Source organism: Egicoccus sp. AB-alg2, from assembly GCF_041821065.1.
In the GTDB taxonomy this organism is placed as follows: domain Bacteria; phylum Actinomycetota; class Nitriliruptoria; order Nitriliruptorales; family Nitriliruptoraceae; genus Egicoccus.
The window spans coordinates 31,132-46,655 of the sequence record NZ_JBGUAX010000010.1; the positions used below are offsets into that span (position 1 = coordinate 31,132).

Consider the following 15,524-nt stretch of genomic DNA (forward strand, 5'->3'; position numbering starts at 1 on the left):
CGCGAACTCCCAGGGGCGGCGGGGTGGTCTGGCCGGGACGGCGGCGGTCGAGGATACGACCGGCCGCGCGGCCCCTGGCGCGCGACAGGGGAAACCGGGTGACGAAACACCCCGCCGGTGCGATCAGGTGCGGGCGAGCTTCATCCGCACGTCGACCGCGACCACGCCCTGCCCGTCGGGGCGGACGAACACCGGGTTGAGGTCCAGCTCGGCAACCTCGGGCAGGTCCTCGACCATGGCGTTGATCCGGTACAGCAGGTCCTGGAGCGCCGCGACGTCGGCCGGCGGGGCGCCGCGGTAGCCGGTCAGCAGCGGCGCCATGCGCAGGTCGGCCAGCATGTCCTCGACGTCCTGGTCGGTCAGCGGGGTGATGCGCACGCTGACGTCGCGCAGCAACTCGACGAGCGTGCCGCCCATCCCGGCCATCACGATCGGACCGAACGACGGGTCGTGGGTGACCCCGACCACCATCTCCAGCCCGTCGCCGACCATCTCCTGGACCAGGAACGCGTCGGCGTGCTCGGCCAGGTCGGCGTCGATCAGTGCCTGCCGGATCCGCTCGATCGCCTCGGCGACGGCCTCAGGCGTGTCCAGCCCCAGCTCGATGCCGCCGACGTCGGTCTTGTGGATCGGCGCCGCGACCTTGACCGCCACGGGCGTGTCGAACTCCGCCTGGGTCCGCGCCCCTTCCTCGGCGCTGTCGACGACCCGGGCGCGGGCCAGCGGCACGCCGTAAGCGCGCAGCAGGTCCTCGGCGCGGGTGGACTCCAGCCACGTCGAGCCGTCCTCGGACGCGCCGGCCAGCGCCTCCTCGACGATCCGTCGGGCGGCGTCACGGTCGAGCCCGTCGGGTTCGACGAAGTCACCGAGCGGGCGTCGGCGCCAGCCCGCGTAGGTCGCCACCCGGCCCATGGCCCGCGCGGCCGCCTCGGGGAAGGTGAACGCCGGGATGCGGGCGTCGGCGAGCTTGGCGGGCAGGTCCTCGGCTCCCATGATCACGCTGACGACGGGCACGTCCTCGGGCAGCTCGGCCTTGGCCGCCACGACCGCGTCGGCCACGTCGGTGGTGGCCGTGGTCCCGGTCGGGATGAAGATGACGAAGACCATGTCGATCTCGTCGGCGTTGCCCAGCACCTGCATCGCGCGCCGGTAGGCCTCCGGCGAGGCGGAGGCGATCATGTCGACCGGATTGCCGACGCCGGCCTCGGCGGGCAGGAACTCCCGCAGCTGCTGGATGGTGCGGTCGGACAGCGGCGGGACCTCCAGGCCGTTGGCCTCCAGCGCGTCGGCGGCGAGGATGCCGGGGCCGCCCGCGTTGGTGAGGATCGCGACCTTGTTGCCGCTGGGCAGCCCCTGGCTGGTCAGCAGCGTGGCGACGTCGAACAGCTCCTCCAGCGTGTCCGTGCGGATCACCCCGGTCTGGCGGAACAGCGCCTCCACGGCCGTGTCGCCGGACGAGATGGCGGCCGTGTGGCTCGACGCGGCCCGCACGCCGGCCGAGGTGCGGCCCGACTTCACCGCCACGATCGGCTTGCGGCGCGACACCCGCCGGGCGACGCGCGAGAACTTGCGCGGGTTCCCGAACGACTCCAGGTACATCAGGATCACGTCGGTGTCCGGGTCCTGCTCCCAGTACAGCAGCAGGTCGTTGCCGGAGATGTCGGCCTTGTTGCCGACCGACACGAACGTGGAGATGCCCAGACCGAGGTTGTGGACGTGCTCGAGCACGGCCAGCCCCAGCGCACCCGACTGCGACGACATCGACACCCGCCCGGGGGCCGGGAAGATCTGCGAGAAGGTGCCGTTGAGGCGGATGTCGGGGTTGCCGTTGAGCAGCCCCATGCAGTTGGGCCCGACGATGCGCAGGCCGTGGCCGCGGGCGCGGTCCATCAGGTCGGCCTGCAGTGCCTCGCCTTCCTCGCCGACCTCGGAGAAGCCGGCCGAGACGACGCAGACGGCCTTGACGCCCAGCTCGCCGGCCTCGTCGACGATGTCGTTGACGAACCGCGACGGGACGCACACGAAGACCAGGTCGGGGGTCTCCGGGCAGTCCGCCAGGCTGGGGTAGGCCGCGACGCCCTGCACGTAGGGGGCGTTGGGGTTGACCGGGTAGACGACGCCGGTGAAGTGGCCCTGCAGGATGTTGTCGAAGACCAGCCCGCCGATCGACTGCTTGTTGCGCGACGCCCCGACGACCGCGACCTTCTCCGGCCGGAAGAACCGGCGCAGCCCGGCCGCGGCGGCCTCGCGCTCGGACTCGTCGACGACGCCGAGGAACCGCTCCGAGATGGCCACCTCGAGGTCGCTGCGCACCACGCCGCCGAAGTCGCGGTCGGAGCGGTACTCCAGCCCGAGCTCGCGGACCAGGTTCAGCATCCGGGTGTTGTCGGAGAGGATGTCGCCCGACAGGTGCGTGATGCCGGCGTCCGCGGCGGCCAGCGCCAGCTCGCGGACCAGCGCCGTGCCCACGCCGCGGCCCTGGTGGGCATCCTCGACCAGCGCGGCGAACTCGGCCGAGTCCATGCGGTCGGGGTCGCGCTCGTAGCGGGCCACGCCGATCATCTGCTCGTTGCCGCGCCGGCCCCGCGTGGCGACCAGCGCGAACTGCATCTTCGGGTCCAGGTCCGTGAACCGGGCCACGTTGGACTCGTCGAGGTTGAAGGGACCGAGGAACCGCAGGCGCCGCGACTCGGCCGACGTGCGCGCCCACATACCGAGCAGCAGCCCCTTGTCGTCCGGGTTGATGGGCCGGATCCGGACGGTGGTGCCGTCGGGCAGGACGTGGTCGCGGTCGTGGGACTCCATCGGTGACCTCGCTGGAAGGATGCGGTCGTCGGGCAGTTCGTCGGTTGGCGAGTCTGGTCCGCCGTGCGCCGGCCACCACCGGGCGACGGTCCCGCACGGCGGGGGCCGTTGGGCCCTTAGCCAAGCGGGCCGAGCGGTGGCCGTCGAGCCGTCCGTCGGTTCGGGCGGGCACCGACGCCGGAACAGCCGGCCCCTTGTGGGAACGGCCGCGGAGCGGCAGCATGCGGGTGAACGCCGATTGGAAGGCAGGGTTCGTGTCCGACCTCGACCGCCTGGCGGCTGGAGCCGAGGCTCAGCTCGACCGGATCGACGGCACCGACGACGGCGCCGAACCGGCCGCCGACGAACGCGGCGGCGTCGCGGGGGACGAGTACGGGTTCCACGTCGAGGAGCCCGACGCGGAGCTGTACGAGGACGAGCTCGAGGTCGGCGTCCGCGACGACGACGTGGTGGACGCCCTGGAGGGCATCGCCGAGGCGTTCAACGCCCGCGACCTCGACGCGCTGCTGGAGGTGGTCGCCCGCGACGGGGAGGCGCCCGGGCTGCTCGGCGGCGACCGCGAGAACCTCGCGGGCGCCATCGAGGACCTGTGGACACGACGTCCGAGCTCGTGCCTGACGCGCGGGCAGGTCGCGGCGGACGACGTCGGGGTGTTGTGGGAGCACGACGGCAGCCGCTGGTGGCGGGTGGCCGTGGTCCACGTCGCCGACGTCCGCAACGACCGCGTCGGAGTACTGGAGTTCAGCGACGACACCGCCCTGCTGGAGCAGGTGACGTGCGAGCCGCCCGACGACGACCTCGAGGAAGGCGCCCGCTGGGCCGAGTGGGACGAGGGCGCCGACGGCGAGGAGGCCTGACGGACCCGGGCGGCGGCGGTCAGCGGCGGGGGATGGCCTCGCCCGGGGCGGTGCCCCGTACGTCGGCCCACCGTGGCCGCGGTAGCTGGAACACCTCGCCCAACGTCGCGTAGCGGGTGCCCGCGAGCCGGCACACGGGGTCGAGCAGGACCGGGTCGATCCGCCCGTCGCGCCAGGCCGACGGGTCGACGTGGAGGTGCACGACCTCGCCGACCACGAGGTGGCCGTTGCCGGCGCGCACCTCCTCGACCAGCCGGCACTCGAGGTGGGCGCGGGCCTCGCCGACACGTGGCGCGTCCACGGCCATGGCCGGCGTCTCCGTCAGCTGCGCCCAGTCGAACTCGTCCTCGTCGGGCGGGAAGTCGGTCGCCGTGAAGTTCATGGCCTCCACGACGTCCATCGTCACGATGTTGACCACGAACGCGCCGCGTTCGCGGACGTTGCGCAGCGTGTCCTTCTGCCCCGAGGAGGAGAACACCACGTGCGGCGGGTCGTGGGCGACCACGTTGAAGTAGCTGTGCGGCGCGACGTTGCGCACGCCGTCGGGCCCGTACGTCGACACCCACGCGATCGGGCGCGGGACCACCAGCCCCGTCATGAGGAAGTAGACCTGACGCGGCTCCCAGTCGGCCGGGTCCACCTCCAGCGGGCCGTCGAGGTGGTCGGGCGGTCCGGGATGCGAACTGCTCACGCGCGGCTCTTCGTCGGGGGCTCTGGCGCCGCATGCTGCCACGGATCCCGTGTCGAGGTACGGATGGCCGGCGTCCGGAGGTGCTCACCCGGGTGTCCGTCCGGGACGGTCGACCAGCCAATACCACCCCATTGGACGGACTCAGACCGTGGGCGCGCCATCCCGGCTGCGCTTCGATCGAAGGGTCATCAGCCGGGCGTCCACGGGGGGCGGTCCGCTTCCCGGTGGGGGCTGCGGAAGCGGGCCGAGCCCGGCTGATGCCCCCTCCCCGCGACCGACCAGCGCCGACAAGGAGACAGGCCGTGAGCGACTCGATGGGCGACAAGATCAAGGGTGTGGCCAAGGAGACCGCCGGCCGCGCCATCGGCGACGAGGACCTCGAACGCGAGGGCGAGGCCGCCCAGGAGAGCGCCCAGAAGGAGCGCGAGGCCGAGCGTCTCGAGCAGGAGGCCGCGGAGAAGCGCGCCGACTCGGCCGACGCGAAGGCCGACGAGATGCGCCGCTCCTGACCGACCTGGAACACGACGACGGGCCACCCACCGGGTGGCCCGTCGTCGTGTGCTGGGATGCCTGGGGCTGCCGACCGCCGATGGCCCTTGGCCCGGGCCGGCGGCCGACCGGCTTGGTCAGGCCGCGCCGCGCTGGCGCTGGTCGATCGGCTCGCCGGCGCCCGCACGCATCTCCTCGATGGCGTGCTTCAGTTCGTCGCGGCCGGTGATGGCGAAGTAGATACCGACGCCGGCAGCCACCAGCATGAGCGGCATGCGCAGCGGCGGCGGCAGCATGCGCCAGGCGCGGCGCAGCCACGGGATCGCGCTGATGATCATCCTGGGGTCCATGCGCCCTCCTCGGCGTCGTCGTCCCTGAACGTAGCGCGGGCGCGGGCCGGTCCTGGGCGGCCGACCGAACGGGTCCGCCCCGCACACGCCGCAGCGGGGCCCGCGTGATCGCGTCGAGGGAGGCCACCGCGTGCGGGTGCAACCTCATCGGTGTCGCCCAGACCGCGTGAGGCTTCGGCGGAGCGTTGCGGGCCGTTCCGCAACGCCAAACCCGTGCATGCACGGGGAGTTGATCGGCGAGCGGTCCGATCCGGCGGGCGGCCACCACCGGCGGCAGATGAGACGGACGTGTCGCATGGTGACGTCAACGCGCCGGTGCGACGCCAGACCAGCACCGGTGCAGGGCTGGCGTCACCGAGCGAGGCGCGCGTCACACGGCCCCATCGAGCGGCCGAGCAACCTCGATGTCGAGGCAGTGGCGCTTGGTCGAGCCAGCGACGCACCGGTGCGACGCTGGGCCGACCGTGCGGCACTCGTTCGTCCTCGCGCCCGGGTTCGGACACGCCGAGCCCTCGTCGGCCCCGAACGCCGGTCCCGAACGCCGTCGGCCGCGCCAGTGCCACCGTGGCTCGCCGGTGCGAAGCCGACAGGGCCGCCGGCGACGTGGCGCGACCGCGGCTGTGTTCGGCGCTCGGTGGCATGGCCAGCGGTGGTGCCCGTCCGCCGAGGTCCCTGCGCATCTCAGGGAGGAGCTCCCGTACGGTGGGTCCCTCGCCTGTGCGCCCGTCAGGAGGCAGGAACGGAGGACCAGATGAGGTTCGGCAACGTCGAGGTGAGGCCGCTTGGCGGTGGCGCCGGGTGCCTGGGGATGATCCTGATCTCGATCCTCGCCTCCGTCGTCCTGACGGTGCTCCTCAATCTGCTGCTTCGCTGAGCGGTCGAGCCCGCTGATCACCGAGCGTGATGGGCCCAGGAGGCGCGCGGCAACGGGCGTAGTGGCGGTTCAAGGGTCCGGTTTCCGTGCTGCAGTTCGAGCTGCACCGCGTGGCATGGACACTTTGAGCCGCAAGACCATCAACTTCGACCACGCCGACACGCTGGTGGTCGCGCCGTCCTGGATAAGGGTTCGGCGGAGCATGCGGCGCTCGAGCGGATCATGGGTGAACGCCTCGCATCTGACTCTGCCGAACTCCGCGCGCTCGTGCTGCTCGGGGTGGGACGCGTCCGCAAGGCGTTGCTGGAGGACGCGTACAACGAGGCCGTGGACGCTGGCGACTTCGACGACACCCGCACGTGGGTCGAGCCGACCACCAGCGCCCGCCGACGTCGGCGCGCCTCCGCGTGAGCGCCACGAACGAACTGCTGCGGGCGGCGTGTGGTCGTCCGCTACCTCGACGATGACGGACCCAAGCCGGTCGTCATCGTCTCCAACGATGGGCGGAACCGGTCACGGTTCGAGTGGGTCCACGTGGTACGCATCACGACGCGACCGAAACGGCCCTTGCCGACGATCGTGGAGCTCGGCGACCGCGACCGGGACGCTCCGCACACGCGCCGGGGCGATGACCGACGAGCTGGAGCTGGTCCACGAGGTCGATCTCGGAGAGCGCCGCGGCATGTTCAGCCCGAGCACGATGGCCGCGATCGACAACGCCCTCCGGGACGTGCTCGCGCTGCACTGACCTGGCCCGCTGTGCAGCGACACCTCGCACGGCGCTTCCGCGGAAGCGCCGATGGGAGCGGTTCTCGATCCTGGCACGAACCGCCGCAGGCGGTATGGCGATTCCGGGCGTGTCGAGCAGGTGACGCCAACGCGTCGGTGTGACGCCAGATTCGCATCGATGCGTGGCTGGCGTCACCGAGCGAGGCTCGCGTCACACGGCCCTCGGGGAGCGGCGGAGCAACCTCGATGTCGCTGCAGTGCGCTTGGTCGAGCCAGCGACGCACCGGTGCGCCGCTGGGCCGACCGTGCGGCACCTGTTCGACATCCGGCCCGGGTTCCGGCACGCCGAGCCCTCGTCGGGACCGAACGCCGTCGCTCCTGCCTGCGCGTGTGCATCCGGGCGCGTTCTTGCGGGTCACGTACACGGACGCGTGACCGACGGGGCGGCAATCGCCGTGTCGCCACGAGTGGCGGCGTGTTGCCCACACCTCCGCACGGGGCAGCGGGCGTTGGCATACCGGAATCCGGGTGGTGCACGATCCGATGACGCCGCCCACCCTCCAGGGCGTACTTCAAAGCCCTAGCGGGCGTTGAAGTACTTGGCTTCCGGGTGGTGCACGATCCGATGACGCCGCCCACCCTCCAGGGCGTACTTCAAAGCCCTAGCGGGCGTTGAAGTACTTGGCTTCCGGGTGGTGCACGATGATCGCGGAGGTGGACTGCTCGGGGTGGAGCATGAACTCCTCGGTGAGCTCGACGTCGATCAGGCCTGGGTCGATGAGCTGGAACAGCGTGGCCTGGTCCTCCAGGTCCGGACAGGCCGCGTAGCCGAACGAGTAGCGCGACCCGCGGTAGCCCTGCCGGAACCAGTCCTCCTTGGTGGGCCCGTCCTCGCCGGCGATGCCCAGCTCCTCGCGCACACGGCGGTGCCACCGCTCCGCCAGGGCTTCGGCCATCTCCACGCCGAAACCGTGGGCGAACAGGTAGTCCTGGTAGCGGTCGGCCGCGAACAGCTGCTGCGCCACCTCGCTGATGCGGCGTCCCATCGTGACCACCTGGACCGGCAGCACGTCGACCTCGCCGCTGTCGAGCGGGCGGAAGAAGTCGGCGATGCACAGGAACCGGCCGCGGGTCTGGCGGGGGAAGGTGAAGCGCACGAGTTCGCGCTCCAGGGGCGCCGCAGGGTCCCACACCACGAGGTCGTCACCGTCGCCGTTGGCGGGGTAGTAGCCGTAGACCACCTCGGGGGTGACGACCTTCTCCGCCTTCGCTCGGGCCAGCCACTCGCGCACGACCGGTCGTGCCTTGGTGTCCAGCAACTGCTGGTACTCGTCGGGTGACAGCTCGCCGGGGGTGAAACCCCACTGGTTGCGGAACAGCGCCACCTCGTTCAGCAGCGGCCACACGTCGTCCACGCCGATGCCGCGCACGGCCCGCTGGCCCCAGAACGGCGGCGTCGGTACCTCGACGTCGGTGGCGACCGCCGAGCGGGGCCGCCCCCGTGCGTCGACGACGGGCGGGGCCTCTTCGGCGCGGGTCTTCTTCGGCGTGCGCCGTTCCCGGCGGGCGGTCAGCTCCTCGGGTGCCTCCACGCCCTGCCGGCGGGCCGTCAGCACCGCGTCCAGCACGCGCAGCCCCTCGAAGGCGTCCTTGCAGTAGAAGACGTTGCCCTCGTACAGGTCGCGCAGGTCGTCCTCGACGTAGCCGCGGGTCAGCGCCGCGCCGCCGAGCAGCACCGGCAGGTGTGCCACGCCGCGGACGTTCATCTCCTCGAGGTTGTCGCGCATCACGACCGTCGACTTCACCAGCAGCCCGGACATGCCGATCGCGTCGACGCCGCGTTCCTCCGCGGCCGACAGGATGGCGTCGATGGGCTGCTTGATCCCGAGGTTGTGCACCTCGTAGCCGTTGTTGCGCAGGATGATGTCGACGAGGTTCTTGCCGATGTCGTGCACGTCGCCGCGCACGGTGGCCAGCACGATCGAGCCCTTGGACGACGATCCGCCGCCGGCCGCCTCGATGTGCGGCTCGAGGTAGGCCACCGCGGTCTTCATGGCCTCGGCCGACTGCAGCACGAACGGCAGCTGCATCTGGCCGGAACCGAACAGCTCGCCGACGGTCTTCATGCCGGCGAGCAGGAACTCGTTGATGATGGTCAGCGGCGGGTGCGCCGCCAGGGCCTCCTCGAGGTCGGCCTCGAGCCCGTCGCGGTCGCCGTCGACGATGCGCCGCTCCAGGCGCTGCTCGACCGGCAGGGACGCGAGCTCCTCGGCCGACGCCCGCGTCTCCGTCGCACCCTCGAAGAGCGCCATGAAGCGGTGCAACGGGTCGTAGTCGGCGGGGGCGGTGCCGCCCAGGCCGGCCGCGCCACGCCGGTCGTGGATCAGGTCCAGCGCGACCTGCACCTGTTCCTCGGGGATGCGGTGCAGCGGCAGGATCTTGCCGGGGTGCACGATCGCGGAGTCCAGGCCCCGGTCCATCGCCGCCTTCAGGAAGACGGAGTTGAGGACCTGCCGTGCCGCCGGGGACAGCCCGAACGAGACGTTGGACACGCCCAGCGTCGTGAAGCAGCCGGGCACCGCCTGCTTGACCCGCTCGATCGCCTCGATCGTCTCCAGCGCGTCCCGGCGCAGGTCCTCCTGGCCGGAGCCCAGCGGGAACGTCAGACAGTCGAAGATCAGGTCGTGCGGCTCCAGGCCGAACTCCTCGATGGCGAGGCGGGCCACCCGCTCGCACACCTCGACCTTCCAGTCCGCGGTCCGCGCCTGGCCCTGCTCGTCGATGGCGAGCACGACCACCGCGGCGCCGTAGCGCTTGGCCAGTGGCAGCAGCCGATCGGCCTTCCTGCGCCCGTCCTCGAGGTTCACCGAGTTGATGACGGCGCGCCCGCCCAGGCGCACCAGGGCGGTCTCGATGACCTCGACCTCGGTCGAGTCGATCACCAGCGGGAGCGTCGACTGCGTCGCGTAGCGGTCGACGATCTCGATCACGTCGGGCACGCCGTCGCGCCCGACGTAGTCGACGCACACGTCCAGGACGTGGGCGCCCTCGCGGGTCTGCGACTTGGCGAGCTGCACCGCCGCGTCCCAGTCCTGGGCGAGCAGGAGTTGGCGGAACGCCTTGGAGCCGTTGGCGTTGGCGCGCTCGCCGATCGCCAGGAACGCGTTGTCCTGCTCCAGCGGCGCCGGCGTGTAGAGCGACGCGAGGGCCGGCCGGAACTCGACGTTCAGCGGGGTCGCCATCCCGAGTTCCTGGTCGGTTCCCGGGTCGGTGACGCGGCCGGCGGCGCCGGCGCGGACGTAGTTCGGGCGGTCCAGCACGCGCCGCCGGGGGCGCAGGCCGCCGACCGCCTCGACCACCGCCGCGAGGTGGGCCGGCGTGGTGCCGCAACAGCCGCCGACGACGTTGACCCCGAAGTCGGTGACGAACTCGCGCTGCGCCTCCGCCAGCCCCGCGGGGCCAAGCGGGTAGACCGTGTGGCCGTCCTCCAGATGGGGGATCCCGGCGTTCGGGATCACGCTGATCGGCAGCCGCGACTGGCGCGCGAGCGTGCGCACGTGCTCGCGCATGTCCTCCGGACCGGTGGCGCAGTTCATGCCCAGCACGTCGATGGGCAGCGGATCGAGCGCCGCGATGGCCGCCAGGGGCTCGGTCCCCAGCAGCATCGTGTTGATGTCCTTCTCGACCGTGAACTGCACCATGAGCGGGACGCGGGCGCCGCGCTCGACGAACACGTCGTTGCAGGCGGCCACCGCCGCCTTGATCTGCAGCAGGTCGAACGACGTCTCGATCAGCAGCACGTCGCAGCCGCCGTCGAGGAGGCCGCGCACCTGGCGCCGGTAGCCGTCCTCCATCGTGGCGACGTCGATGAAGTCCTTGGTCGTCGCCGGGTCCTTGCCCAGCGACAGCGTCGGTGCGCGGGTACCGGGACCGATCGAACCGACCACCCAGGCCGGGCGGTCGGAGGTCGCGTACGCGTCGGCGGTCTCGCGGGCGATCTCGGCGGCGCGGCGGTTGAGCGCTTCTGCCTCGTCGCCGAGGCCGTACTCGTCGAGGACCCACGGGGCCCCACCGAAGGTGTTGGTCTGGACCGCGTCGACGCCCACCTCGAGGAAGGCGCGGTGGATACCGGCGACCACGTCGGGGCGGCTGCGGACCAGTACCTCGTTGCAGCCCTCGAGGTCGTCGCCGCCGAAGTCGTCGGCCGTCAACCCGGCGTCCTGGAGCATGGTGCCCATGGCGCCGTCGAAGACGACGACGCGCTCACGCAGCGCGTCGAGGAAGGGATGCTTGGACAGGGGCGGGAGCGGCACGGCAGTCATGGCACGCCAGCGTACGCTCGTCGTCGCCCGGTTCCGACCCCACCAATGCCAACGGTGCAGAGCCGGTTGCTTCCTTCACCCGCCGGCGGCGGAACCGATCCAGTGCAGGAAGCAACCGCTCCCGGTGCGGAAGGGCCCTCGAAGCGCAGGGCCTGCGGCCCGTCCGCGGCCTGTCCGCGGCCCGTCCGCGGCCCGGGTCGCCGCGGGGAGCGGGTAGCGTTCCGCGCCATGTTCCGACGCAAGCCCGACCTGCCCGAGTCCCACCGCGACGCGTGGTGGGCGTTCCTCGACTGCGCGGACGTGATCGAGGGCGGCCGCCGCGTGCTGCTGGGCACCCTGCCGACGGGCCGGGTGGAGCCGGCACCGATCGCGGTCGGCACCGACGCGGTACGCCAGGCCATCGCGGATGCGCGCACCTGGATGCCGGCCTGGCGGGTCGCGGAGGTCGAGCCGGAGTGGCAGGACTGCGCCCGCGCCCTCGACGAGGCCGTCGAGGGCGCCGACGAAGTGGACGAGGTGGCGGCCTCCACGCGCGAGCTCGAGGAGTTGCTCGAGGCCTGCCAGTCGGTCATCGACCCGCTCGACAGCTTCGCCGACGCCGAACGCGCCTTCCGGCGGCAGTGGCGCCTGCCCCGCGAGCGCGTCTGAGCGTGCTCGCGCGCGGCTGAGCGTCCCCGATCGCCGCTGAGCGCGGCGGAGCACGCCCGATCACGACGAGTCGGCCGGAGGGTCGTGGTCCTCCCCGAGGCGGCCGCTGCCGGGTTCGCCGGCGCGGTGGGACCTCGGCTTCCGCCCGGGGGCCGGGCGTGCGAGGATGCGGGCGACGACGCCGCTCATCGCGAGGCCGCCACGATGCCCGGACCGGAGCCCATCTCCTACGCCGACGCCGGTGTGAACCTCGATGCCGCGGACCGCAGCGTCGAGTTGATCGGTGACGCGGTCCGCCGTACCCACCGCCCCGAGGTGCTCAGCGGGATCGGCGGGTTCGGGGGCCTGTTCGCCTTCGACCCCTCGCGCTACCGCGAGCCGGTGCTGGTGTCCGGGACCGACGGCGTCGGGACGAAGATCGACTTCGCCCGGCGACTGGACCGCCTCGACACGATCGGGCAGGACCTGGTCGCGATGGTCGTCGACGACCTCGTCGTGCCGGGCGCCGAGCCGTTGTTCTTCAACGACTACATCTCCGTCGGCGAGCTCCATCCCGACCGCGTCGCCGCGATCGTGCGCGGCATCGCCGACGGCTGCAGCCTCGCGAACTGCGCGCTCGTCGGCGGCGAGACCGCCGAGCATCCCGGGCTGCTGGGCGAGGACGAGTTCGACCTCGCCGGCTTCGGCGTCGGCGTCGTCGAACGCGACCAACTGCTCGGCCCCGAGCGTGTCCGGCCCGGCGACCGGCTGATCGCGATGGCCTCGTCGGGCCTGCACAGCAACGGCTACAGCCTCGTACGGCGCATCGTCGGGGGCCGCAACCTGACCGCGAACCACGGCCTGTCGCGCCCGCTGGGCGAGGAGCTGCTGGAGCCGACGCGCATCTACGCGCTGGACTGCCTCGCCCTGCGCGACGCCGTCGAGGTGCACGCCTTCTGCCACGTCACCGGCGGCGGGCTGCCGGGCAACCTCCCGCGCGTGCTGCCGGACACGCTCGGCGCCACCGTCGACACCGCGACCTGGCAGTGGCCCGAGATCTTCCGCTGGCTGCGCGACGAGGGGCCGGTCGCCGACGAGGAGATGTGGCGGGCGTTCAACTGCGGGGTCGGCATGGTGGCCGCCGTCCCGCCGGACGCCGCCGACGACGCGCTCGCCGTGCTGGAGGAGCGCGCCGTCGAGGCGTGGGTCATGGGCGTCGTCGAGGAGACGGCCGGTGGCGCGACGCGCGTGACGCTCGCGGGGTGACGCCGGAGCGCCGCGCCGTCGGTCAGGGCAGCCAGAAGCGGCGCAGGCCGCCGACCGCGGCGATGCGCCGCTCGGCGACCGTGACCGCGGCGTGCTCGGTCGACACCCGCTGCTCGCGCGACTCGGCGATGATCTCCAGCAGCGTGCGCGGGATGGCGTCGGCGCGCTGGTGGGCGCGGGCCTCGGAGTAGCCGCCGGGCTCGAGCTCGTCGGAGACGTTGATCAGCCCGCCGGCGTTCACGACGAAGTCGGGGGCGTAGAAGATGCCGCGCTCCTGGAGCCGGTCGCCGTCCTCCTCGGTGCACAGCTGGTTGTTGGCGCCGCCGCAGACGACCTTGGCCTGCAGTTGGGCGATGGTGTCGGCGTCCAGCACGCCACCGAGGGCGTTGGGCGAGACGATGTCGGCGTCGACGAGCAGCACGTCCTCGACGTCGACGATCTCCACGCCGGGCAGCGACGCGACCCGCTCCGTGGCCGCGGGGGCGACGTCGGCGGCCGTGACCTTGGCGCCTTCGTCGACGAGGTGGCCGACCAGCCGGGCGCCGACCTTGCCGAGCCCCTGCACGGCGACGTGACGGCCGCCCAACGCGTCGGTGCCGAACGCGGCCCGCGCGGCGGCCTTCATGCCGAGGTAGACCCCGTAGGCGGTCAACACGCCGGAGTCGCCGGAGCCGCCGTGGACCTCGTCGGCGCCGGTCGCCCAGCGGGTCTCGCGGCGCACGATGGCCATGTCGGCCGGGGTGGTGCCGACGTCGCAGGCGGTGACGTAGCGCCCGCCGAGCGACTCGATGAGCCGGCCGTAGGCGCGCAGCAGCGCCTCGGAGCGCAGCTGCGCCGGGTCACCGATGATGACGGCCTTGCCACCGCCGAGGTCGAGCCCGGCGCACGCGGCCTTGTAGGACATGGCGCGTGACAGGCGCAGCACGTCGGTGAGGGCCTCGTCCTCGGTCGCGTAGGGGTAGAAGCGGGTACCGCCCAGCGCCGGGCCGAGCCGGGTCGAGTGCAGGGCGATGATGCACCGCAGCCCGGTCTCGTCGTCGCTGCCGAAGACGACCTGTTCGTGGCCCATGAAACGGGCGAAGGGTCCCTCCACCGCGTGCTCCTCTCACGTCGTGCGCCCGCGGCCGCCGGGACGGTCGGTCCCGGTCCGGTGCCGCTGTCCGGACGCGCTCCCTATCGAAGGTCGGCAGGCACGGGTCGCGCGCTCCGCCGACTGCCAGCCTAACGGGGTCCGCCCCCGGAGCGTGCTGCGTCGCGGCGATCACGGGCGCCGGCACCCGCCGGAGACGACGCCACCTAGGGTGGCGACCCGGGGCCGACCAGCGAGGCGACGTGGACGATCCGGCGGCCATGTCCGTCCACGCGCGGCGGTCGGCCGTGCACGCGAGCGTCGCGACCGCGCTCACCGCCCTGACCGACGGGCAACTGCGGCAGCTGGTGTCGGCGTCGCAGGTGGTCGGGTCCGGCATCGGCGGTCACGCACGGCGGCTGACGGTGGCGGACGCGCCCGTGTTCGTGAAGCAGGTGCCGGTCAACGCGCGCGAGTCGCGTGCGGACCTACGCCGTGCGACGGGCAACCCCTACGGCCTGCCGGCGTTCTGCCACTACGGCGTCGGCTCGCCCGGGCTCAACGTCTGGCGGGAGCTGGCCGTGCACGAGCGCGCCAACGCCTGGGTCCTGACCGACACCTGTGCCGGCTTCCCGCTGCTCCACCACTGGCGCTTCCTCGCCGAGGCACCGACCGTCGGGCCGCCCGCGCGCGACCGGGTGGCACGCGAGGACATCGACGGGCTGGTCGCCTTCTGGCACGGCTCGGCCGCGGTCCGGGCCCGCCTGGAGGCGAACGCCGACGCCACCGGGTGTCTGCTGCTGTTCCTGGAGTACGTGCCGGACACCCTGCACGACTGGCTGACGGCGCGTGCCGACGCGGACCCCGACGGCGCGGACGCGGCGTTCACCGGCCTGGGCGGCGACCTGCTGGACGCCGTCGCACACATGAACCGAGCCGGGGTGTGGCACTTCGACAGCCACCTGCAGAACGTTCTCACCGACGGTGCGCGGATCCACCTCGCCGACTTCGGTCTGGCCCTGGCGAGCGACTTCGACCTGACCGACGCCGAGGTGGCGTTCCTCGCCCGCAACCGTGCCCACGACGTCGCCTACACCGTCGCACAACTCGTGAACTGGGCGGTCCGGACCTACACGGGGGTCCGCAGCCCCGCGGACCGCAACGCGATCGTGCGCCGCGCGGCAGCCGGTGACGCACCGGGGGTGTTGCCGCCTGCGACCCGGCGGTTCGTGCAGCGCCACGCCGAGGTGGCCACGGTCGTCAACGACTTCTACTGGATCCTCCACGGCGAGCACCGGGACCTGCCGTTCCCGCGTGACGTCGTCGAGGCGGCACTCGGACGGGTGGGCCTGCCCGTGGCCCCGGTGTGACCGCCCCGGTCCGACCGTGCCCCGTCCGACGGCCACGCCGGTCGGGGGCCGCGTCGGCCTCGCGGAGGTCGTGTC

General features: G+C 72.6%; 12 protein-coding genes. 7 read left to right on the forward strand and 5 right to left on the reverse strand.

The features are described from left to right. Positions 1-123: 123 nt before the first annotated feature. Positions 124-2,805, reverse strand: a complete 2,682-nt coding sequence (locus ACERM0_RS18890) for a GNAT family N-acetyltransferase (RefSeq protein WP_373680187.1) — start codon at positions 2,803-2,805, stop codon at positions 124-126. 221 nt (positions 2,806-3,026) lie between these two features. Between ACERM0_RS18890 and ACERM0_RS18895 the strand changes: the two genes are divergently transcribed. Beyond that, a complete protein-coding gene (locus ACERM0_RS18895; RefSeq protein WP_373680188.1) occupies positions 3,027-3,662 on the forward strand; it encodes a hypothetical protein in 636 nt (211 codons plus the stop codon). A gap of 19 nt (positions 3,663-3,681) precedes the next feature. Here the strand turns inward: ACERM0_RS18895 and ACERM0_RS18900 are convergent, their stop codons facing one another. Next, positions 3,682-4,353 carry a flavin reductase family protein gene (locus tag ACERM0_RS18900; RefSeq protein WP_373680189.1) on the reverse strand — a complete coding sequence of 224 codons (672 nt, stop codon included), beginning with the start codon at positions 4,351-4,353 and terminating at the stop codon, positions 3,682-3,684. Positions 4,354-4,655: 302 nt separating this feature from the next. Between ACERM0_RS18900 and ACERM0_RS18905 the strand changes: the two genes are divergently transcribed. Next, the gene (locus ACERM0_RS18905; RefSeq protein ID WP_373680190.1) at positions 4,656-4,862 is read left to right on the forward strand and encodes a CsbD family protein; all 207 of its coding nucleotides are present in this window, start codon (positions 4,656-4,658) and stop codon (positions 4,860-4,862) included. A gap of 117 nt (positions 4,863-4,979) precedes the next feature. Here the strand turns inward: ACERM0_RS18905 and ACERM0_RS18910 are convergent, their stop codons facing one another. After that, a complete protein-coding gene (locus ACERM0_RS18910) occupies positions 4,980-5,192 on the reverse strand; it encodes a hypothetical protein (RefSeq protein WP_373680191.1) in 213 nt (70 codons plus the stop codon). Positions 5,193-5,943: 751 nt separating this feature from the next. Between ACERM0_RS18910 and ACERM0_RS18915 the strand changes: the two genes are divergently transcribed. Both ACERM0_RS18915 and ACERM0_RS18920 read left to right on the forward strand, forming a co-directional pair. Continuing rightward, a complete protein-coding gene (locus ACERM0_RS18915; protein ID WP_373680192.1) occupies positions 5,944-6,066 on the forward strand; it encodes a hypothetical protein in 123 nt (40 codons plus the stop codon). Positions 6,067-6,288: 222 nt separating this feature from the next. Continuing rightward, positions 6,289-6,477 (forward strand): hypothetical protein, encoded by a 189-nt coding sequence (locus tag ACERM0_RS18920; protein ID WP_373680193.1) that lies wholly within the window; start codon positions 6,289-6,291, stop codon positions 6,475-6,477. A gap of 980 nt (positions 6,478-7,457) precedes the next feature. Here ACERM0_RS18920 and ACERM0_RS18925 read toward each other — a convergent pair. Then, entirely contained in the window at positions 7,458-11,117 is a 3,660-nt protein-coding gene (locus tag ACERM0_RS18925; RefSeq protein ID WP_373680194.1) for a homocysteine S-methyltransferase family protein, read from the reverse strand. 228 nt (positions 11,118-11,345) lie between these two features. Between ACERM0_RS18925 and ACERM0_RS18930 the strand changes: the two genes are divergently transcribed. After that, positions 11,346-11,765, forward strand: coding sequence for a hypothetical protein (locus tag ACERM0_RS18930; RefSeq protein WP_373680195.1), 420 nt, complete (start codon positions 11,346-11,348; stop codon positions 11,763-11,765). 204 nt (positions 11,766-11,969) lie between these two features. After that, on the forward strand, positions 11,970-13,010 hold the full coding sequence (gene purM, locus ACERM0_RS18935) for a phosphoribosylformylglycinamidine cyclo-ligase (RefSeq protein ID WP_373680196.1): 1,041 nt from the start codon (positions 11,970-11,972) through the stop codon (positions 13,008-13,010). A 22-nt stretch (positions 13,011-13,032) separates the two neighbouring features. On the opposite strand, the gene ACERM0_RS18940 is transcribed toward purM, so the two are convergent. Beyond that, complete coding sequence (locus tag ACERM0_RS18940) at positions 13,033-14,103, reverse strand: Glu/Leu/Phe/Val dehydrogenase (protein WP_373680197.1); 1,071 nt, start codon at positions 14,101-14,103, stop codon at positions 13,033-13,035. Positions 14,104-14,342: 239 nt separating this feature from the next. Here ACERM0_RS18940 and ACERM0_RS18945 point away from each other — a divergent pair, with 239 nt between their 5' ends. Continuing rightward, positions 14,343-15,449, forward strand: a complete 1,107-nt coding sequence (locus ACERM0_RS18945; protein ID WP_373680198.1) for a hypothetical protein — start codon at positions 14,343-14,345, stop codon at positions 15,447-15,449. Positions 15,450-15,524 lie beyond the last annotated feature (75 nt).

Excerpts from the sequence above, each read along its gene's own strand:
- ACERM0_RS18890 (WP_373680187.1), bottom strand. The coding sequence starts at position 2,805 with ATGGAGTCCCACGACCGCGACCACGTCCTGCCCGACGGCACCACCGTC.
- ACERM0_RS18895 (WP_373680188.1), top strand. The coding sequence starts at position 3,027 with ATGCGGGTGAACGCCGATTGGAAGGCAGGGTTCGTGTCCGACCTCGAC.
- ACERM0_RS18910 (WP_373680191.1), bottom strand. The coding sequence starts at position 5,192 with ATGGACCCCAGGATGATCATCAGCGCGATCCCGTGGCTGCGCCGCGCC.
- ACERM0_RS18915 (WP_373680192.1), top strand. The coding sequence starts at position 5,944 with ATGAGGTTCGGCAACGTCGAGGTGAGGCCGCTTGGCGGTGGCGCCGGG.
- ACERM0_RS18920 (WP_373680193.1), top strand. The coding sequence starts at position 6,289 with ATGGGTGAACGCCTCGCATCTGACTCTGCCGAACTCCGCGCGCTCGTG.
- ACERM0_RS18925 (WP_373680194.1), bottom strand. The coding sequence starts at position 11,117 with ATGACTGCCGTGCCGCTCCCGCCCCTGTCCAAGCATCCCTTCCTCGAC.
- ACERM0_RS18930 (WP_373680195.1), top strand. The coding sequence starts at position 11,346 with ATGTTCCGACGCAAGCCCGACCTGCCCGAGTCCCACCGCGACGCGTGG.
- purM (WP_373680196.1), top strand. The coding sequence starts at position 11,970 with ATGCCCGGACCGGAGCCCATCTCCTACGCCGACGCCGGTGTGAACCTC.